This is a genomic window from Pseudomonas sp. FW305-96, from assembly GCF_058783825.1.
Genome location: NZ_JBYSYW010000001.1, coordinates 139,155 through 158,049 on the forward strand (window position 1 = coordinate 139,155; position 18,895 = coordinate 158,049).

General features: G+C 65.0%; 15 protein-coding genes and 1 tRNA gene. 6 read left to right on the forward strand and 10 right to left on the reverse strand.

Annotated elements, in window-relative coordinates:
• Nucleotides 1-21 precede the first annotated feature (21 nt).
• Nucleotides 22-549, reverse strand: coding sequence for a Csu type fimbrial protein (locus AC3WL2_RS00625; RefSeq protein WP_102684531.1), 528 nt, complete (start codon nucleotides 547-549; stop codon nucleotides 22-24).
• A 271-nt stretch (nucleotides 550-820) separates the two neighbouring features.
• Here AC3WL2_RS00625 and AC3WL2_RS00630 point away from each other — a divergent pair, with 271 nt between their 5' ends.
• From AC3WL2_RS00630 to AC3WL2_RS00640, 3 genes are read left to right on the forward strand one after another with little or no spacing between them, the layout of a single operon-like run.
• Nucleotides 821-3,103, forward strand: coding sequence for an ATP-binding protein (locus AC3WL2_RS00630; protein ID WP_102684530.1), 2,283 nt, complete (start codon nucleotides 821-823; stop codon nucleotides 3,101-3,103).
• A gap of 11 nt (nucleotides 3,104-3,114) precedes the next feature.
• Nucleotides 3,115-3,576, forward strand: a complete 462-nt coding sequence (locus AC3WL2_RS00635; RefSeq protein ID WP_102684529.1) for a response regulator — start codon at nucleotides 3,115-3,117, stop codon at nucleotides 3,574-3,576.
• 10 nt (nucleotides 3,577-3,586) lie between these two features.
• Nucleotides 3,587-5,971, forward strand: coding sequence for a response regulator (locus AC3WL2_RS00640; RefSeq protein WP_102684528.1), 2,385 nt, complete (start codon nucleotides 3,587-3,589; stop codon nucleotides 5,969-5,971).
• Nucleotides 5,972-6,025: 54 nt separating this feature from the next.
• Here AC3WL2_RS00640 and AC3WL2_RS00645 read toward each other — a convergent pair.
• Nucleotides 6,026-6,100, reverse strand: a tRNA-Gln gene (locus tag AC3WL2_RS00645).
• 292 nt (nucleotides 6,101-6,392) lie between these two features.
• On the opposite strand from AC3WL2_RS00645, the gene AC3WL2_RS00650 reads away from it, so the two are divergent.
• From AC3WL2_RS00650 to AC3WL2_RS00660, 3 genes are all read left to right on the forward strand, one after another.
• Nucleotides 6,393-6,635, forward strand: a complete 243-nt coding sequence (locus AC3WL2_RS00650) for a hypothetical protein (protein WP_102684527.1) — start codon at nucleotides 6,393-6,395, stop codon at nucleotides 6,633-6,635.
• 106 nt (nucleotides 6,636-6,741) lie between these two features.
• Nucleotides 6,742-7,815: a cell division protein ZapE gene (zapE, locus tag AC3WL2_RS00655; protein WP_102684526.1), complete on the forward strand. Its 1,074-nt coding sequence runs from the start codon at nucleotides 6,742-6,744 to the stop codon at nucleotides 7,813-7,815.
• 120 nt (nucleotides 7,816-7,935) lie between these two features.
• Complete coding sequence (locus AC3WL2_RS00660) at nucleotides 7,936-9,132, forward strand: MFS transporter (RefSeq protein ID WP_102684525.1); 1,197 nt, start codon at nucleotides 7,936-7,938, stop codon at nucleotides 9,130-9,132.
• Between the two features lie 97 nt (nucleotides 9,133-9,229).
• Here AC3WL2_RS00660 and AC3WL2_RS00665 read toward each other — a convergent pair whose 3' ends face one another.
• From AC3WL2_RS00665 to serB, 8 genes are all read right to left on the reverse strand, one after another.
• On the reverse strand, nucleotides 9,230-9,826 hold the full coding sequence (locus tag AC3WL2_RS00665) for a putative adenosine monophosphate-protein transferase Fic (RefSeq protein WP_102684524.1): 597 nt from the start codon (nucleotides 9,824-9,826) through the stop codon (nucleotides 9,230-9,232).
• 2 nt (nucleotides 9,827-9,828) lie between these two features.
• Entirely contained in the window at nucleotides 9,829-9,996 is a 168-nt protein-coding gene (locus AC3WL2_RS00670) for a YhfG family protein (protein WP_102684523.1), read from the reverse strand.
• Between the two features lie 77 nt (nucleotides 9,997-10,073).
• Nucleotides 10,074-11,885 carry an ABC transporter ATP-binding protein/permease gene (locus AC3WL2_RS00675; protein WP_102684522.1) on the reverse strand — a complete coding sequence of 604 codons (1,812 nt, stop codon included), beginning with the start codon at nucleotides 11,883-11,885 and terminating at the stop codon, nucleotides 10,074-10,076.
• Nucleotides 11,886-12,127: 242 nt separating this feature from the next.
• Nucleotides 12,128-12,331 (reverse strand): formate dehydrogenase subunit delta, encoded by a 204-nt coding sequence (locus AC3WL2_RS00680; RefSeq protein WP_102684521.1) that lies wholly within the window; start codon nucleotides 12,329-12,331, stop codon nucleotides 12,128-12,130.
• Nucleotides 12,328-15,204, reverse strand: a complete 2,877-nt coding sequence (gene fdhF / locus AC3WL2_RS00685; protein WP_102690659.1) for a formate dehydrogenase subunit alpha — start codon at nucleotides 15,202-15,204, stop codon at nucleotides 12,328-12,330. The genes AC3WL2_RS00680 and fdhF overlap by 4 nt, the downstream gene beginning before the upstream one ends.
• Entirely contained in the window at nucleotides 15,201-16,745 is a 1,545-nt protein-coding gene (locus AC3WL2_RS00690; protein ID WP_102684519.1) for a formate dehydrogenase beta subunit, read from the reverse strand. The genes fdhF and AC3WL2_RS00690 overlap by 4 nt, the downstream gene beginning before the upstream one ends.
• Nucleotides 16,739-17,224 (reverse strand): formate dehydrogenase subunit gamma, encoded by a 486-nt coding sequence (locus tag AC3WL2_RS00695; protein WP_102684518.1) that lies wholly within the window; start codon nucleotides 17,222-17,224, stop codon nucleotides 16,739-16,741. Before AC3WL2_RS00695 ends, AC3WL2_RS00690 begins: the two co-directional genes overlap by 7 nt.
• 340 nt (nucleotides 17,225-17,564) lie before the next feature.
• Complete coding sequence (gene serB / locus AC3WL2_RS00700) at nucleotides 17,565-18,779, reverse strand: phosphoserine phosphatase SerB (RefSeq protein WP_102682175.1); 1,215 nt, start codon at nucleotides 18,777-18,779, stop codon at nucleotides 17,565-17,567.
• Nucleotides 18,780-18,895 lie beyond the last annotated feature (116 nt).

Consider the following 18,895-nt stretch of genomic DNA (forward strand, 5'->3'; position numbering starts at 1 on the left):
TTCCATGAGCATGAAGCCTCCCTACCAGGTGACCGTGACTTTGAGCAGGTCGGTATACAGGCCGGCGCGGGGTACCCAGGCCAGCTTGTCGATCCGTGCGTAGAGGGGAAGCTGCGCCGAACCGCTGTCCGGCACCCGCGCCGATTGCGCAGCGTCCACCGCCAACGGCTGGCGCCAGGCGGCGTCGCGGTAGAGACGATAGGGAATCGGCCGGGCCTGGACATCACGGCTCGCCAGGTAGCGCAGTTCGCCGATGCCGCCGTGCTGGCCGCCATCGACACGTACCTGGTACGGGGTATCGGGGTTGCACTCCAACCGCGGCGGGCGCTGGGCCAGCAGAGCGCCACTCAACGGCGCACCAGGGCCATCCAGGCGCGCCGCGCTGCCCAGGTCGATGCGCCCCAGCGCCTGCGGGCCGGCATCGCGCTGCTGGTTGACCAGCATGCACCCGCGCTGCACGCGCACCTGCACTTCAACGACAAAATCCGCTGCCATGGCGTTGCCACTCAACCACAGGCCCAACAGCATGGCCACAAAGCGCTCCGTCACCTGACAATCCTTCCTGTATAGGTTGAACTTGAGCGTAGCAGCGCGATTGGATCCGGGCCGGGCAAGCCCTACCCCTCTTTGGCATTAATGAAAATGGCGGGGCTGGGGCTGTGCAGTCCATTGCGGGCCTGACAAACGTGACACGATTGAATTTTCTCGCCTGGTAACGAAACCCCAGCGCCTGGCGCCTTTCAAAACAACCAGATCCCGGCAAAGCGGCCGGCATTCTGATACCGTTCACCAACAACATCCTGTGCAACACGCATGCGCCATGCATGGACGGACCCTACAGGAGAGTCCCGTGACGACCGAACCGACCTCGCTCGAGCAGGCCATCGAGCGCTGTGCCCAGGAACCGATCCAGGTTCCGGGCAGCATTCAGCCACAGGGTTTCCTGTTGGTGCTGGACGAGACCGACCTGCGTATTCTCCAGGCCAGCGAGAATACCGAGCGTTGGCTGGGCGTACCTGCCCGCGCGCTGGCGGGCCAAGCCTTCGCCGAGCTGGTCAGCACCAGCTTCGACCTGCGCACCCGCCTGGCCAACCTGCCCGACGACGAAATCTTCCCGTTTCACATCGGCGATACACACCTGCACCATGGTGCGCCCTGGCAAGCGCCGCTGCGGGTCCTGGCACACCGTCACGACCAGGTGCTGATCCTCGAACTCGAACCCCACCGCAGTGCTGCGCAGGGTGGCGAAAAGGACAACTACTACCCGCTGGTCCGCGCCTTCGTCAGCACCCTGCACCAGGTCAGCAGCATCGACGAGTTGCTGCTGCAATCAGTACGCCAGATCAAACGCATCACCGGCTTCGGCCGGGTCAAGGCCTACCGCTTCGACAGCGAGGGCACCGGCACGGTCCTGGCCGAGGATGCCGACCCCGGCTACCCGAGCTACCTGGGGCTGTGCTTCCCGGCTTCGGACATCCCGCGCCAGGCCCGCGAGCTGTACCGGATCAACCGCATCCGGGTGATCGAAGACGCCAACTACCAACCCTCGCCCCTGGTGCCGGCCAGCAATCCGCGTACCGGCAAGCCCCTGGACATGAGCTTCGCCTCACTGCGCAGTGTGTCGCCGGTGCACCTGCAGTACATGCGCAACATGGGCACACTGGCGTCGATGTCGTTGTCCATCGTGGTCGATGACCAGCTATGGGGCCTGGTGTCCTGCCACCATGACCAGCCTAGGCCGGTGGATTTCCAGACCCGCACCGCCTGCGAACTGCTGGCCAATGTGCTGTCGCTGCAGATCGAGGCCATCGAGTCCCACGACAGCACACGCCAGCTGCTCGACTTGCGCCAGCGCATCGTGCGCATGCTCGGCTCGATGGCCGACCATGACAGTGTCAGCGATGGCCTGCTCGCCCAGCCCGAGGTGATGCTGCAGTTCGCCGGAGCCTCGGGGGCGGCGATCATCAGCGCCGAGCGCTGCGACCTGATCGGCGCCACCCCGCCAGCGTCGCTGGTCAATGCCCTGGCGCACTGGCTGGCGCGGCGTGACGGCCAGGCGGTGTTCCACACCGACAACGTACAGCGTGACATCGATGAACTGCCTGAATTGGCCCGGCATGCCGCCGGGGTGCTGGCAGTCGCGATCTCGCAGATTCATTCGCACTATCTTGTATGGTTCCGGCCCGAGCAGGCCCATACGGTGAACTGGGCGGGCCGACCGGAGAAGTCTGTCGGCCCGCAGGGCAATCTCAACCCACGGCACAGCTTCGAGCGCTGGCAGCAGGAAGTGCGCGGCTTCAGCGCGCCCTGGCACCCGCTGATCATCGAAGGCGTGATGGAGTTGCGCGGCGCGGTGCTCGGCATCGTCTTGCGCAAGGCCGAGGAACTGGCACAGCTGGCCGGCGAGCTGAAGCGCTCGAACAAGGAACTCGAAGCGTTTTCCTACAGCGTGTCCCACGACCTGCGTGCTCCGCTGCGGCACATCGCCGGCTACAGTGAACTGCTCGGCGAAATAGAGGGAGAGCAGCTCTCCGAACGCGGCAAGCGCTTCCTCAGCCATATCGAGGATGCCGCGCAATTCGCCGGTACCCTGGTGGACAACCTGCTCAACTTCTCGCAGATGGGCCGTTCGGCGCTGCGCCTGTCCGACGTCGACCTCAATACCCTGGCCGACACCATCCGCTCGGAGCTGGCGCCGGACTACGCGGGGCGTGACATCGCCTGGGAAATCGCCGACCTGCCCAAGGTGATCGCCGACCCGGCCTTCATCAACATGGTCCTGCACAACCTGCTCGCCAATGCCATCAAGTACACCCGCGGCCGCGCCCCCGCGCGCATCGAGATCGGCTCGGTGCGTCACCGGCACGAACTCGAGTTCTATGTGCGCGACAATGGCGTGGGCTTCGACATGGCCTATGTCGACAAGCTGTTCGGCGTGTTCCAGCGCCTGCACCGTATGGAAGAGTTCGAAGGCACCGGGATCGGCCTGGCCAGCGTGCGCCGCATTATCGAGCGCCACGATGGGCGGGTGTGGGCCGAGGGCCGCATCAACCAGGGCGCCAGCTTCCACTTCACCCTGCCACTAAACCCAAAGTCTGCCTGAGGCCGGACATCATGCTCAAACCTATCCTGCTGGTCGAAGACAACCCCAGAGACCTCGAACTGACCCTGCTCGCCCTTGAGCGCAGCCAGCTGGCCAACGAGGTGGTCGTCGTGCGCGACGGCGCCGATGCGCTGGACTACCTGCTGCGGCGCAACGCCTTTGCCGGACGCGACGGCGGCAATCCGGCGGTGATGCTGCTGGACCTGAAGCTGCCCAAGGTCGATGGCCTGGAAGTCCTCAAGGTGGTGCGCGAAACCGCCGAGTTGCGCAGCATCCCCATCGTCATGCTGACGTCCTCGCGCGAGGGGCCGGACTTGAGCCGGGCCTATGAGCTCGGGGTCAATGCCTATGTGGTCAAGCCTGTGGAGTTCAAGGAGTTCGTCACCGCCATCTCCGACCTGGGCATGTTCTGGGCGGTGCTCAACGAACCACCACCCGGTTCGCTGCGCCTGAACCGTCGCGGCAGCAACTGAGGCGAACACGATGCAGCTTACTCCACTGAAACTGCTGATGGTCGAAGACAGCGCCATGGATGCCGAGCTGATCCTGGTGCGCCTTGAGCGCAGCGGGTTTCAGGTGCAATCACGGCTGGTGTTCGACCATGTCGGTGCCGAGCATGCCCTGGGCGAGTCTTCCTACGACCTGATCCTGTGCGATTGCGTGCTGCCGAGCTCCTCTGGCGCCGACGTGCTGACCATCGCCCAACGCCTGGCGCCTCAGATACCGTTCATCTTCCTCTCCGGCATCTACGGCGAAGAACACGCGGTGGAGATGATCCGCCTCGGCGCCACCGACTACGTCCTGAAGAAGAACCTGCCGCTGCTGCCCAAGGCCGTGCGCCGGGCGCTGACCGAAGTGCAGGAACGCCAGCGCCGACGCCGCGCTGAAGAGGCCCTGGCCGAGGCGGAGGCGCGCGCCCGCATCGCCATCGATGCCGCCGGCATGGGCACTTGGGACTATCGCCCGCAGGACGGGCAGTTGGTATGGGACGACCGCTGCAAGATGCTGTTCGGCCTGCCCAGCGACACTCGGATGACGATCGAGGTCTTCTACGCCGGCATCCACCCCGACGACCAATCCCGTGTGCGCAACGCCGTCGAGCAGGCCATGCGCCCTGACAGCGATGGCCATTACCGGGCCGAGTTCCGTATCGCTCAACCCGGCGCACTGGAGCCGCGCTGGCTGCTCTCCACCGGCCAGACCCAACTCATCGACGGCCTGTGCGTGCGCTTTTCCGGGGTGCTGCAGGACATCCACCAGCAGCGCCAGGCCACCCGGGCGCTGGAGCAGCTCAACGAGATGCTCGGCGAGCGGGTCGAGCGCCGCACCCGCGAGCGCGACCGTGCCTGGGAACTGTCCCAGGACCTGCTGGCGGTACTCAACAAGGACCTGACCCCGGTAGCCCTCAACCCGGCCTGGGAAGCCGCGCTGGGCTTTCCCCGTGAGCGGTTGGCGCAGATTTCGCTGCTGCAGCTGCTACCGGAAGCCGACCAGGAAACCTTCCTCACCGAGCTGGCCGCGCTCTCTCAGGGACGCACCAGCGCCCGCTTCGTCGGCCGCATCCGGCATGCCGAAGGCCAGCAGCGCTGGCTGTCGTGGGTGGTGGTGCCGGACGACAACCTGCTGCATGTGGTCGCCCGCGATATCTCCAGCGAACGCGAAGCGGTGCTGGACCTGGCCGAGGCCAACGAGCGCCTGCGCGAACAGATCGCCGAACGCGAACGCATCGAGGCCGCGCTGCAGCAGATGCAGCGCCTGGAAGCGGTCGGCCAGCTCACGGCCGGCGTGGCGCACGATTTCAACAATCTGCTGACGGTGATCCTCACCGGTGCCAGCTTCCTGCGGAACGACTTGGACAAAGGCCTGCTGGACAAGGCACACAAGCGCCTGCAGCACATTCGCGAGGCGGGCGAGCGCGGGGCCAAGCTGACCTCCCAGTTGCTGGCGTTTTCGCGCAAGCAACGGTTGGAGCCGGTGCCGCTGAACCTCAACCGCACGCTGGCAGGGCTGGAAGAACTGCTGCGCCGCACCTTGGGTGGCAGCGTCGCAGTGCGCCTGGAGCTCGATGCTGGGCTATGGCAAGCCCTGACCGACCCGACCCAGACCGAAATGATCATTCTCAACCTGGCGATCAACGCCCGCGACGCCATGCCCGAGGGCGGCCAACTCACCCTGGCCACGCGCAACACCCGAATCAATACCCGTCCACAACGCCCGGAGGACCCGGAACCCGGTGAGTACGTGGTGCTGAGTATCCGCGACAGCGGCTGCGGCATGAGCGAGGAAGTACTGGCCAAAGCCTTCGAACCGTTCTTCACCACCAAGGATATCGGCAAGGGCTCAGGCCTGGGGCTGGCGCAGGTGTTCGGCTTCGCCAAACAGATCGGCGGTGGCGTGCGCATCGATACAACGCCAGGCCGCGGCACCCTGGTCAGTGTCTACCTGCCAGCGGTAAAGGCCCGTGCCGATTCACTCACTACGGGCGAGGACGATGTGCGCCCGCCTTTCGCCCAAGGGGCCGAGCGTCACATCCTGCTGGTGGACGACGACCATCTGGTGCGCGAAATGATTGGCGACCTGCTGCAGCGCCAGGGCTACGAGGTACACCAGGCGCACAATGGTGCCCAGGCCATGGCCCTGCTCGATGAACGCATAGACCTGCTGCTTACCGACTTCGCCATGCCAGAGTTCAATGGTGCCCAACTGGCCCTGGCGGCCCGCGAGCGCTTTCCGCGCCTGCCCGTGGTGTTCCTCACCGGCTATGCCCAGCTGCAAGGGCTGGAGCTGCAGGGGTGCCAGGTGGTGCAGAAACCGGTGCACGAACACATCCTCGCCCAGGTGCTGGCCGAGTCGCTGGAAAACAGGTAGGCAGAAACGAAAAAATCGCCGAAAGGCGATTGGGGAGAGGATACAACTTTAAAATGGCAGGGGCGGCTGGATTCGAACCAACGCATGGCAGGATCAAAACCTGCTGCCTTACCGCTTGGCGACGCCCCTGTATCGGATCTGGCGAATGACTGATCACCGCCTCACTGACAACCCCCTGACAGCTCCGTGTGTTGCTGCTCGGGAATGGCCGGCACTTTAACAACCTTTTTTCGAAGTGGGAAGCTTTTTTTTGAAAAAAACGCAGGAAAACAGCAAGTTAGTTATAGCAGCTACCTCCCGAGAGGATTCTCGCGGCGCCTACGACAACCGCTCGTCGCAATTCCACCGCCTCGCCTCAACACAATCGCATTCCTCCATTCCAATCAGATAGAGCCCATCGGCGCATTACAAGGAGGACGCCATGCCCGTTTCCCATGACCTCTATCAGGACCTGCACTACCCACGCGAAATCGTCCAGCAGCGCCGCCAGCAGGACCCGCAGCTCGACCGCCTGCTGGACGAGTACATGGACATCGACAACCAGGTGCTGGCCGCCGAGTCGATCTCGGCAGGCAACTTTGTGGACGAAGACCTGCGCCATCTCAAGGAGCGTCGCCTGGCGGTGAAGTACATGATCGAGCGCCAGCTCGAGCACAAGACCTGAAGTATCGTATTTCACGATCATTGTCCGGCACATTCTCGATTGGTCAAAATGCCCGGCATCGCGCAAGCTGCGCCCTGCCCCAGACTCGGCCCGAGGAGCCTGCCACTTGCCCACCTGGATTCCCCCGTCCTTGCGCCAGATTGGCCAGCGCCTGCGCAGTGCCCCGGCCAAGGTTCCCACCTTGTTGGGCCACTTCCAGACAATGGCAAACGAGCGTGGCTATGCCCTGAGCGATGGACAGCTTCAGGTGATAGAGGCGATGGCCATGCTGTTGGGCAGCCTCGACGCGGGTCCGACGCGCAGCCTGTACCTGCACGGCGCGGTCGGACGCGGCAAGAGCTGGCTGCTCGATGGCTTCTTCCAGGCCGTGCCGACGGCGGCCAAGCGCCGCCTGCATTTTCACGATTTCTTCGCCCGCCTGCACCAAGGCATGCATCACCACCGGGCGCAGGACGATGCCCTGGGGGCGACCCTCGACGCGCTGCTTGGCCATTGCCAAGTGCTGTGCTTCGACGAGTTCCACGTCCATGACATCGGCGATGCCATGCTCCTCACCCGGCTGTTCGATGCCCTGTTCGCACGAGGCGTTTCCCTGCTGGTCACGTCCAACTACGCGCCTGAGGGGTTGCTGCCCAACCCGCTGTATCACGCGCGCTTCCTGCCGGTGATCCGCCTGATCAACAGCCGCATGCAAGTGCTTGAGGTCGGGGGAGAGACCGACTTTCGCAGCCTGCCAGCCAATCGCCAACACCAGCGCTTCACCCGGGGTCGCTACGTCTGGCCAGGAGATGCAGGGCAGCGCCGGGCTCTGCAGGTGCCCGCGCCGCAGCCGGTAGGGCTGGAGGTCAACAAACGTTCCCTGAGGGCCCTGGCCAGCGAGGGGCGCCAGGTAATGTTCAGCTTCGACGATCTGTGCGAACAACCGACAGCAGTGATCGATTACCTGGCCCTGGCCGAGCGCTATGATCGCTGGATCATAGACGGCCTGGATGATCTGGCCGAGTGCTCGCTGGCGGCGCAGCAGCGCTTCGTCAACCTGGTGGATGTGCTGTACGACCAGGACCGGGAGGTGCTGGTGATCGGCAAGCAGGCCCTGGAAAAAAGCCTGGGCGGCGCCATCGCCGATCTGATGCGTACACGCAGCCGCCTGGGGCAGCTGCATCAGCAAGGGCCAGCCTGAGCGCCCCTGCTAGTGTGGTGTTTCACAAATAACGACCATAACTCGCGGCGCTTTTTGCGCTCATGCGGCGTTGAGGCCGCTATTGTCTAGAGTGAAATCGGAGCAACGCCGAGATCACCCATGAACAGTGTTCCGCACTCGCGCCGTCGCCACAGCCTCGCGCTGATCCCCCGCAGCGTCTGGGCCCTGGGTTTTGTCTCGCTACTGATGGATGTCTCTTCGGAGATGATCCACGCCCTCCTCCCGCTGTACATGGTCAGCGTGCTCGGCACCTCAGTGCTGGCCGTCGGCCTGATCGAGGGTATCGCCGAGGCAACGGCGGCGTTCACCAAGGTGTTCTCCGGGGCCCTCAGCGACCGCCTGGGCAAGCGCAAGCTGCTGACGGTGATCGGCTACGGCATGGCTGCCGTTACCAAGCCGGTGTTCCCGTTGGCCCCAGGGCTGGAATGGCTGACCGCGGCGCGTTTTCTCGACCGTGTCGGCAAGGGCATCCGCGGCGCGCCGAGGGATGCGCTGATTGCCGATGTCACGCCCGCCGAACTGCGCGGTGCAGCATTCGGCCTGCGCCAGGCGCTGGATACAGTCGGGGCCTTTTTCGGGCCATTGCTCGCGATCCTGTTGATGTGGTTGACCGCGAGCCACTTCCAGACGGTGTTCTGGGTGGCGGTAGTCCCCGCATTTATGGCGCTCTATGTGTTGATTGCCTTCGTTCGCGAGCCCGACAACCCCGCAGCGACAAGTGCGCGCGCCGCTCCCCTCGCATTGCGTGAGCTGGCCCGGTTGGGCAACCGTTACTGGCGCCTGGTCATGTTGGCCACGCTGTTCACCCTGGCGCGCTTCAGCGAGGCCTTTCTGTTGCTGCGCGGTCAGGCGCTGGGCCTTGCGGCGCTGTGGGCGCCAGCCGTGCTGGTGCTGATGTCGCTGGCCTATGCACTGTCGGCCTACCCCGCCGGCGCACTCTCCGACCGGATCGGGAGACAGGGTGTGTTGATGACCGGCCTGGCCCTGCTGGTAATGGCCGATCTGCTGCTGGCCTGGTTGCCGGGCCTACCCGGCCTGGTGCTGGGAGTTACCCTGTGGGGATTGCACATGGGCTTTACCCAGGGCGTGTTCAGCGCCCTGATCGCCGACAGCGCGCCCGAGGCGCTGCGCGGGACTGCGTTCGGCGTGTTCTACCTGGTGACCGGGGTGGCGTTGCTGGTAGCCAGTGTGCTGGCCGGTGGTTTGTGGGACTGGGCGGGGTATCGAGCGACGTTCATGGTGGGGGGCGGGTTCGCTCTGATCACGCTGGCCGGGCTGTGGTTTACCCGACGCTAAAACTGGCAGGACCAATCTCATTGCCTGGACTGGCGCCATCGCGGGGCAAGCCCGCTCCTACGGAAATTCGCGTCAGCTTGCGCAAATCGGCCGGGCTTCACTTGATCATCGACAAACCCAGGCACCGGTCAAATATGCGTTCCAGCGCCGAGTAATCACACACAATTGCGGCAATGTTGGCCTCGATCCAGGCATCGGGTTCAACCTGCCACCAGTCGATCTGGAAACCCGCGTTGAGCAGTAAATGCTCGAACAGGATGCGCTGTGCACGCCCGTTGCCCTCTCGGAAGGGGTGGACCATATTCAGATCCCCAAAGCTCTCAGCGACTGCCTTTACCAAGGCGTCACGATCATGCCCCTCGAAAAACTGCCTCTCAGCCATCAAGGCGAAAATCTTGTCGGCTTCGGGTTTGATCCGACTCAGATTGCAAAAACGGGTCTGACCTTTAGAAATATCGAGAACACGCAGTTCGCCCGCCCAATCATAGACATCACGAAAGAGCGAACGGTGAATCTGCTTCAAGTAGGCAAGATCGTAGGGTGGAAGACTGAATTCAATCTCGCTCGCGGCCAACTCGGAGAAGTCACGCTCGGCTCTACACAGCTCATCGTCATCATGAACATCAAGCCGATTGCGCAAGACCGAGGTGCCGGCATAGCAATAAGCATCCTGCCCTACCCCGTACTTATCCAACGTCAACGCTGCTTGCGGTACTTATGCAGCAGTTCCTCCCGGGTCGGGAGTTCACGCTCGGCCGCGTCCCGAGACACGCTGAACCCCTCTAGCCTCAGGCTGGCCAGGTAGTTGGAACGACGCGTCTTGGCGCAATAAGCCTTCTTGGTTTCCAGGCTGATCCCTTTCACCTTTACACACCTTGCTGGGTGAACACACCGCGATTATAGCGGATCGCAAGCAATGCCGTGCTATGTTCCCCTACGCCCTATGCTGGCACGGCCGGCTGTTGCTCCAGGAGCGACCAGCCCCCCTGCCCGTCCACCTCCAGGCGATGGGAATGGAACGCCGCCAGGGTGCTGCGGTGCCCGACGCTGACCAGCAGCGTCGTCGGCAACTGCTCACGCAGCAGCGAATACAACGCATGCTCCAGCCCTTCGTCCATCGCCGAGGTGGACTCGTCGAGGAACACCACCTGCGGCCGATTGAACAGCACCCGGGAAAACGCCAGGCGCTGCTGTTCGCCCAGCGACAGGATACGCGACCAGTCACGCGGCTCGTCCAGTCGCTCGGCCAAGTGGGCAAGATTGACCTGGCGCAGGGCCTGTTGCATGCGCGCATCGTCCCCAGGCTCACCCTGCGCCGGATAGGCGATGGCAGTACGCAGGTCACCCAACGGCAGGTACGGACGTTGCGAGAGGAACAGCGCCTGCGTCCCCAACGGCCGCCTGACCTCACCGTCGGCATGCGGCCACAGGCCCGCCAGGGCGCGCAGCAAGGTGGTCTTGCCGCTGCCCGATGGTCCCTTGATCAGCAGCGCCTGGCCGCTGTGCAGGTTCAGGTCGAGATCGGTGATCAGCGCGTAGCCGTCGGGCCGACGCACCTGCAAGCCATGGATGCCCAGCGCATGCGCCTGGTCCACGGTGGCCACTCGCGGCAATTCTCTGGCCTGCTGGTTGGCATCGAGAAACCCGGTCAGACGGTCGAGGGTGGCACGATACTGGGCGAAGGTATCGTAGGACTCACGGAAGAACGACAGTGAATCCTGCACCTGGCCGAAGGCCTGGGCGGTCTGCATCACGTCGCCGAGCTTGATCGCTCCACTGAAAAAGCGCGGCGCCTGGAGGATGAACGGGAACACCACCGCCACTTGGCTGACGCCCAGGTTGAACCCGCTGAACTTGAGGTTCCGGAATACCAGGGCCCAGGCGTTGCCGATCAAGGCGAAGAAACGCCCAAGCAAGGTGCCGCGCTCCACCTGCGCGCCCTGGTAGAAGGCGATGTTCTCGGCGTTCTCGCGCAAGCGCATGAGCGCGTAGCGGAAGTTGGCGGTAAGTTTTTCGTTGAGGAAATTCAGGCGGATCAGCGGCTGGCCGAGGCGAAAGGCGATCCAGGTGGCGATCAGCACATAGATGTAGACAGCAAACACCATCGCCCGGGGGATTTCGACGCCGGCCACGGCCAGTGGCGCCGACAGGCCCCAGAGAATGCCGGTGAACGCCACCAACGACACCACCGCGCCAACCGCCCCCAACGCCAGGGAAACGGAACCTGTGACAAAGTTGTTCACGTCCAGCTCGATACGCTGGTCGGGGTTGTCCACGGGCTCTGCGAGAAACTGCCCACGGTAGTAGGCATCACCGTGCATCCAGTCGGCGGTCAGGCGCTCGGTGAGCCACACCCGCCAGCGGATGTTAAACGCCTGGGTCACATAGAAGGTGAACAGCGAACGCAGTACATGGATGGTCGCCAGCACCGCGAACACCCCGAGCATGTACCAGAACGCCGTCTGGTCCAGGGCCTGCAAGGCACTATAGAAACCGTTGTACCAGAACGAAAACAGCACGTTCAGGCGCACCGCGAACAACGTCAGCACCAGCAGCAGGGCGAAGGTCAGCAGCGGTCGCCAGCTGCGGCGCCAACTGAAATAAGGTCCGGCCAGTTGCCAGAACTGGGCACCCCAGCGGGTGCAGCGCACCGCCAGGAAGGCGGCGACGATGAAGCAGCCAAAGGTGACCAACGAGGCGATCGCCAGCCAGCTCAGGCTCGCTTGCAGGGCCTGGTGCCAGTTCATGTCCATGGTGGGCTTCCGTCAGGGTGTTTTTGCGAGCGTAGCATCGGGTATGCAGTAACCCTGCAAACATGACGGACATTTCATCCAGGCCATGCACTGCGCCAACATTCTATTGCTGGCGATCGGATCAGGGCGGGAGCCCGCCGGCGGCCACAGGGCACCGCTGACGCGGCGCATCGCCGGCAAGCCGGCTCCCACAACGACCGCATCAGCCTCAAGCCATGCACCATCCTGCGGGAGCAGGCAAGCTACGCCAAAGCCTCCCGCACCTTGGGGTCGAGCCCCTCGCCTGCGTGGGCCTCGATCCACTCCAGCAACTGCCGGCGCATGGCCGGCGTCCAGAAGCTCTGCAGATGCTGCTTCACTCCCTGCACCGCCTTGGCATGATCCGGCTCACTGTCGAAGTAATGGCCGATCTGGTTGGCCATCTTCACCAGGTTGTCGCTGCTCATCGGCGCACCTCCGCCTTTTCCGCCTGACGCCGCCCCTTGAGCAAGCGCCGCTGCTCGTCACTGAAACTCTGATAGCGCTTCTGCCATTCCGACGGCTGGAACACCTTCACCACCTCCACTGCGGTGACCTTGTATTCCGGGCAGTTGGTGGCCCAGTCGGAGTTGTCGGTGGTGATCACGTTGGCCCCGGACTCGGGGAAGTGGAACGTTGTGTACACCACCCCCGGCGCCACCCGGCTGCTGACCCTGGCGCGCAACACGCTCTGCCCAGAGCGGCTGCCCACGCCCACCCAATCGCCGTCGGCGATGCCGCGGCTCTCGGCGTCGCTGGGGTGGATCTCCAGCCGGTCCTCGTCGTGCCAGGCGACATTGCTGGTACGCCGGGTCTGCGCGCCGACGTTGTACTGGCTGAGGATGCGCCCGGTGGTCAGCAGCAGCGGGTAGCGGCTGTTGACCTTCTCGTCGGTGGGCACGTAGCCGGTGAGCATGAAGCGCCCCCTGCCGCGCACGAACTGCTCGATGTGCATGGTCGGCGTGCCGTCGGGAGCGGCGTCGTTGCATGGCCACTGCAGGCTGCCGTGGCGGTCGAGTTCGGCATAGCTGACCCGGCGGAACGTCGGGGTCAGGCGGGCGATCTCGTCCATGATCTGCGATGGATGCTGGTAGTCCATGTGATAGCCCAGGGCATCGGCCAAGGCCAGGGTCGCCTCCCAGTCGGCCTTGCCGGCCAGCGGTTCCATGACCTTGCGCACCCGCGAGATACGCCGCTCGGCATTGGTGAAGGTGCCGTCCTTCTCGAGGAACGAGCTGCCGGGCAGGAACACATGGGCGAACTTGGCCGTCTCGTTGAGGAAAATGTCCTGTACCACCACGCACTCCATCGCCAACAGCGCGGCGGTGACGTGCTGGGTATTGGGGTCGCTCTGGGCGATATCCTCGCCCTGGCAGTACAGCGCCTTGAAGCTGCCATCCAGCGCGGCCTCGAACATGTTGGGGATGCGCAGGCCCGGGTCGGGCTGCAGGGTCACGCCCCAGGCCTGCTCGAACTCGGCGCGCACGCTTTCGTTGGAGATGTGCCGGTAGCCGGGCAACTCGTGGGGGAACGAACCCATGTCGCACGAGCCCTGCACGTTGTTCTGCCCGCGCAGCGGGTTCACCCCCACCCCTTCGCGGCCGATGTTGCCGGTGGCCATGGCCAGGTTGGCGATGCCCATCACCGCAGTGCTGCCCTGGCTGTGCTCGGTCACGCCCAGGCCATAGTAGATCGCAGCATTGCCGCCGGTGGCGTACAGCCGGGCGGCGGCGCGGATCTGCTCGGCGGGCACGCCGCACACCGGGCCGAGCACTTCAGGGGCATTGTCGGGCTGGGCGACGAAATCGCGCCAGCGCGCAAAATCCTCGGTTTCGCAGCGGGCATCGATGAAGCGCTGGTCGAGCAGGCCCTCGCTGACGATCACATGAGCCAGGGCGTTGAGCATGGCCACGTTGGTACCCGGACGCAGTTGCAGGTGCAGTTCGGCGCGGGCATGGGGTGAATCGACCAGATCGATGCGCCGTGGGTCGATGACGATCAGCCGCGCGCCCTGGCGCAGGCGGCGCTTGAGCTGCGAGCCGAACACCGGGTGGGCGTCGGTGGGGTTGGCGCCGATCACCAGCACCACGTCGGCCTGCATCACCGAGTCGAAGCTCTGGGTACCGGCGGACTCGCCCAGGGTCTGCTTGAGGCCATAGCCGGTAGGTGAATGGCAAACCCGCGCGCACGTGTCGACGTTATTGTTGCCGAAGGCCGTGCGCACCATTTTCTGCACCAGGTACGCCTCTTCGTTGGTGCAGCGGCTGGAGGTGATCCCACCGATGGAATCACGCCCGTACTTGAGCTGGATGCGTCGCAACTCGCTAGCGGCATAAGTGACTGCCTCATCCCAGCTGACCTCTTGCCACGGATCCTCCAGGCGTTTGCGGATCATCGGCCTGGTGATGCGGTCCGGGTGCGTGGCATAGCCCCAGGCGAAGCGTCCCTTGACACAGGCATGGCCGTGGTTGGCGCCGCCGTTCTTGTCCGGGACCATGCGCACCAGTTGGTCGCCCTTCATCTCGGCGCGGAACGAGCAGCCCACGCCGCAATAGGCACAGGTGGTGATCACCGCGCGCTCGGGCTGGCCGAGCTGGATCAGGCTTTTCTCGCTCAGGGTCGCCGTCGGGCAGGCCTGCACGCAGGCGCCGCAGGAAACGCATTCGGAGCTGAGGAAATCGTCACCGCCGGCCGCCGCCACCCGCGACTCGAAACCACGCCCGGTGATGGTCAGGGCGAAGGTGCCCTGGATGTCCTCGCAAGCGCGCACGCAGCGGCTGCAGACGATGCACTTGCTCGGCTCGTAGTCAAAGTACGGGTTGGACACGTCCTTGCCTTCGCCCAGGTGATTGGCGCCGTCGTAGCCATAGCGCACCTCGCGCAGGCCGACCTGGCCGGCGACGGTCTGCAGCTCGCAGTTACCGTTGGCCGAACAGGTCAGGCAGTCCAGCGGGTGGTCGGAGATATACAGTTCCATCACGTTGCGGCGCAGGTCGGCCAGGCGTGGCGTCTGCGTGCGCACCACCATGCCCTCGCCCACCGGGGTGGTGCAGGACGCCGGGTAACCGCGCATGCCGTCGATCTCGACCATGCACATGCGGCACGAGCCGAAGGCCTCGAGGCTGTCGGTAGCGCACAGTTTGGGGATGCTGGTGCCAAGCATGGCCGCGGCGCGCATCACCGAGGTGCCAGCGGGCACGCTGATCGAACGGCCGTCGATGACCAGGCTGACCTGCACCTCGCTGAGGCGTTGCGGGGTACCCAGGTCGAGGTCGCTGCTGGGGTCGAAGTAATTGATCATTGCGCGGCCTCCAGACCGAAATCGGCGGGGAAATGCTTGAGGGCGCTGGCCACCGGGTACGGGGTCATCCCGCCCATGGCGCACAGCGAGCCGTACTGCATCGTGTCGCACAGGTCGCGCAGCAACCCCGCCTGGCTTTCGCGGTAGGCCGGGTCGGTGCTGGCGATCAGCCGGTCGACCACTTCCACGCCGCGGGTCGAACCGATCCGGCACGGCGTGCACTTGCCGCAGGATTCTTCGGCGCAGAACTGCAGGGCGAAGCGGGCCATGCCGGCCATGTTCAGGGTGTCGTCGGCCAGTACCACGCCGCCATGGCCGAGCATCGCGCCAATGGCAGCGAAGGCCTCGTAGTCCAACGGCGTGTCGAACTGTTCAGGCGGCACCCAGGCACCCAGCGGGCCGCCGACCTGCGCTGCCTTGATCGGCCGGCCACTGGCGGTGCCGCCACCGTAGCCATCCACCAGCTCGCGCAGGGTCAGGCCGAAAGCGCGCTCCACCAGCCCGCCATGGCGGATATTGCCGGCCAGCTGGAACGGCAGGGTGCCGAGCGAGCGGCCCATGCCGAAATCGCGGTAATAGGCCGCGCCCTTGGCCATGATGATCGGTACCGAGGCCAGGGTGAGCACGTTGTGCACCAGCGTCGGTTGACCGAACAGGCCCTCCAGCGCCGGCAACGGGGGTTTTGCGCGGACGATGCCGCGCTTGCCCTCCAGGGATTCGAGCAGCGCGGTTTCCTCGCCACAGATATAGGCTCCCGCGCCGACCCGCACCTCCAGGTCGAAGGTCACGCCGCTGCCGGCGACATCCAGGTAACCGGCCTCGCGGGCCAGCATGATCGCCTCGTTGAGCGCGCGCACGGCATCGGGGTACTCCGAGCGCACATAGATGTAGCCCTTGCTCGCCCCCACGGCGAGGCCGGCGATGATCATGCCCTCGATCAGCAGGAACGGGTCGCCCTCCATCAGCATGCGGTCGGCGAAGGTACCGGAGTCACCCTCGTCGGCGTTGCACACCACGTACTTCTGCCCGGCCGGCGCCTGGCGCACGGTGCGCCACTTGATGCCCGCCGGGAAGGCCGCGCCACCTCGGCCACGCAGGCCCGAATCGAGCACTGCCGCGACCACTTCGTCGCCGTCCAGCAGGGTGGCCTGGCGCAGCCCCTCGAAGCCACCGTTGGCGTGATAGTCATCCAGCGACAGCGGCCGGGTGATGCCGGCGCGGGCGAACAACAGGCGCTGCTGGGTTTTCAGGTAGGGAATATCCTCGACCGGCCCCAGCGCCAGCGCATGGCCGGCGTGGTCGCCCGCCAGGGCATCGAGCAAACCGGGGACATCCTCGGGCGCTACCGGCCCGAAGCCCAGCCGGCCTTGCGCGGTGTCCAGTTCCACCAGCGGCTCCAGCCAATACAGGCCACGGGAGCTGGTGCGCTTGATGCGTATCGGCAGGTTGCGCTGCCCCGCCTCGCGGGCCACCGCATCGGCCACTTGGTCGGCACCGACTGCGCGGGCCAGCGAATCGCAGGAGATGCACAGGTTCAACATGCCTTCACCTCCTCTCGGCAGCTCGCCACCAGCGCCCGTAGGCGCTCCGGGGTAACGCGGGCGTGGAGCTGGCCATCGAGTTCCAGCGCTGGCGAGCAAGCACAGGCACCCAGGCAGTACACCGGGCGCAGGTCGAGCGCACCGTCTTCGCTGCGGCCGTGATCATCCAGCCCGAACTGCTCGCGCAATTGCGCGGCCAGCGCCTCCGCGCCACGGCTCTGGCAGGACTCGGCGCGGCACAGGCGCAGGGTATGGCGGGCCGGCGGCGTGGTACGGAAATCGTGGTAGAAGCTGAGCACCCCGCGCACCTCGGCCTGGCTGAGGTTGAGGGCATGGGCGATCTCGGCGACGGCGATGTCAGGGATGTAGCCGGCGCCGGTCTGGATGGCGTGGAGAATCGGCAACAAGGCGCCGGGGGTGTCCTTTTCACGGGCCAGGACACGCTGGATCAACGGCAGGTGGTTCAACTCATCAGGCATACAGCAGACCTCGGCAACCCGGCCCGGCCCAGATCGCGGGCCAGTGTCCGGCGGTGTTCAGCTGCGGTGCGCTGGCCGCGTCACGGTGGCGGCAGGCCAGGCACCCTCCTTGCCTGTGGCCATGCGTCTTGCTGCGCGCGGTCCACGGGCATCCTCAGAGCATGGCAGCTATTGCGCGAAGAGGTTGTGCGCGGGCGACCCGGCGCGTCCTGAAACCGACCATTGAAGGGGCCGCTCCGCGCCCCATCGCCGGCAAGCCGGCTCCCACAGTAACAACGCAAACCTCTGTGGGAGCCGGCTTTCCGGCGAAAGAGCTGCAGCGCAGCCCCAGGGCTCAAGATCAACCGCGTGCTTCGCGATCGCGTACGCCGAGCAGGTACAGCACACCATCCAGACCCAGGGTCGAGATCGCCTGCTTGGCCGACTGACGCACCAGCGGCTTGGCGCGGAACGCCACACCCAGGCCGGCCAGGGACAGCATCGGCAGGTCGTTGGCGCCATCGCCGACGGCAATGGTCTGCTCGAGCTGCAGACCTTCTTCACCGGCCAGTTGTTGCAGCAGATCGGCCTTGCGCTGGGCATCGACGATCGGCTCGACGGCCACGCCGGTGACCTTGCCATCCACCACTTCAAGCTCGTTGGCGAATACGTAGTCGATACCAAGGCGCGCCTGCACCTGCTTGGCGAAGTAGGAGAAACCGCCGGAAAGGATCGCAGTCTTGTAGCCCAGGCGCTTGAGCTCGGCGAACAGGTGCTCGGCGCCCTCGGTCAGGCGCAGCGAGGCGCCAATCTGGTCCAGTACGCCCACGTCCAGGCCCTTGAGCAGCGCCATGCGCTCTTTGAAGCTGGCCCGGAAATCCAGCTCGCCACGCATCGCGCGCTCGGTGATCGCCGCCACCTGCTCACCGACACCGGCAGCCTTGGCCAGCTCGTCGATGACTTCGGCCTCGATCAGCGTCGAATCCATGTCGAACACCGCCAGGCGGCGGTTGCGGCGGAACAGGTCGTCACGCTGGAAGGCGATGTCGATGTTCAGCTCTTCGGACAGGGCGAAGAAGTCGGCGCGCAAGGCCTGGGCATCGCTGGCTTCGCCACGCACGGAGATTTCCAGCGCGGATTTGCCCTTCTCGGTCTGGAAATCCAGCGCCACGCGGGCCGACAGGCGCTCGATGCGCTCGATGGTCAGGCCGTACTGGCTGATGATGGCGCTGACCCGCTGCAACTGCTGGGGAGTGACCCGGCGGCTGAGCAGGGTGACGATGTGGCGGGCCTCGCCCTGGCTGTCGGCCCAGTGCTGGTAGTCGGCCTCGGAGATCGGCGTGTAGCGCGCCTGCAGGTTCAGCTCATGGGCCTTGGCCTGTACGCTCTGCAGCAGCGCGGTGGCCACCTCATTGTCGGGAATGTCGACCAGGATGCCGAACGACAGCGTGCCGTGCATGACCGCAAGACCGATGTCGAGAATGTTCACACCGCCCTGGAGCAGGACGCCGGTGATGGCCGCGGTAAGACCTGGACGGTCTTCACCAGTGATGTTGATCAGGACGATTTCGCGCAAGACCGGGCTCCAACTCGATGAAAAATGCGCATTCTACCGATTTTCCATGACCATCGGGCGCCAACGCTACTTTGCCGACAAAACACGTATCGCTATACTGCCCAGCAACTTTCTCG

Coding starts and splice junctions, on each gene's coding strand:
- AC3WL2_RS00630 (WP_102684530.1), top strand. CDS start 821: ATGCATGGACGGACCCTACAGGAGAGTCCCGTGACGACCGAACCGACC.
- AC3WL2_RS00635 (WP_102684529.1), top strand. CDS start 3,115: ATGCTCAAACCTATCCTGCTGGTCGAAGACAACCCCAGAGACCTCGAA.
- AC3WL2_RS00640 (WP_102684528.1), top strand. CDS start 3,587: ATGCAGCTTACTCCACTGAAACTGCTGATGGTCGAAGACAGCGCCATG.
- AC3WL2_RS00650 (WP_102684527.1), top strand. CDS start 6,393: ATGCCCGTTTCCCATGACCTCTATCAGGACCTGCACTACCCACGCGAA.
- AC3WL2_RS00660 (WP_102684525.1), top strand. CDS start 7,936: ATGAACAGTGTTCCGCACTCGCGCCGTCGCCACAGCCTCGCGCTGATC.
- AC3WL2_RS00675 (WP_102684522.1), bottom strand. CDS start 11,885: ATGGACATGAACTGGCACCAGGCCCTGCAAGCGAGCCTGAGCTGGCTG.
- AC3WL2_RS00680 (WP_102684521.1), bottom strand. CDS start 12,331: ATGAGCAGCGACAACCTGGTGAAGATGGCCAACCAGATCGGCCATTAC.
- fdhF (WP_102690659.1), bottom strand. CDS start 15,204: ATGATCAATTACTTCGACCCCAGCAGCGACCTCGACCTGGGTACCCCG.
- AC3WL2_RS00690 (WP_102684519.1), bottom strand. CDS start 16,745: ATGTTGAACCTGTGCATCTCCTGCGATTCGCTGGCCCGCGCAGTCGGT.
- AC3WL2_RS00695 (WP_102684518.1), bottom strand. CDS start 17,224: ATGCCTGATGAGTTGAACCACCTGCCGTTGATCCAGCGTGTCCTGGCC.